Origin of the sequence: Pseudomonas sp. 30_B (assembly GCF_017491605.1) — a bacterium.
Lineage (GTDB): Bacteria > Pseudomonadota > Gammaproteobacteria > Pseudomonadales > Pseudomonadaceae > Pseudomonas.
The window spans coordinates 1-490 of record NZ_JAFGYY010000235.1 but is presented as its reverse complement, the minus strand read 5'-3'; the positions used below and the strand labels follow the sequence as shown (position 1 = coordinate 490).

At 68.6% G+C, this 490-nt stretch carries 1 pseudogene; it reads right to left on the bottom strand.

Going from position 1 to position 490, the window contains the following annotated elements:
* Positions 1-490 (bottom strand): annotated as a pseudogene (ftsA, locus tag J5M67_RS28065) (cell division protein FtsA); the annotation flags it as partial.

The window sequence follows — 490 nt, the reverse complement described above, 5'->3', positions numbered from 1 at the left end:
CTTCGTAACCGGACTCGCGCACGACCTGCTGCACGAGCGAGAACAGCTCCTCGACGCGCGGCTCGATGACGGCCGCGAGCGCCTGCCGCGACAGCGTGCGCGGACCGCGCTCGCCCAGGCCCGGCACTTCGACCATCTCGTCCGGATCGGCGAGCGCCTGCTTCGCGATCCCGTAGCCGACCTTGATGTCCTCCGCGTCGGGCGTCGGCGTGCGCAGCGCCATCGCGATGTCGCTCGTGATCTGGTCGCCCGCGATCGGAATCACCGCCGTGTGGCGAATCGCGCCTTCGGCGAAGATCGCGATGTCGGTCGTGCCGCCGCCGATGTCGACAAGCACCACGCCCAGGTCTTTTTCGTCTTCCGTCAGCACCGCGAGCGACGACGCGAGCGGCTGCAGGATCAGGTCGTTCACTTAGAGCCCGCAGCGGCGCACGCACTTGACGATGTTCTGCGCGGCGCTCACCGCGCCCGTCACGATGTGCACCTTCAC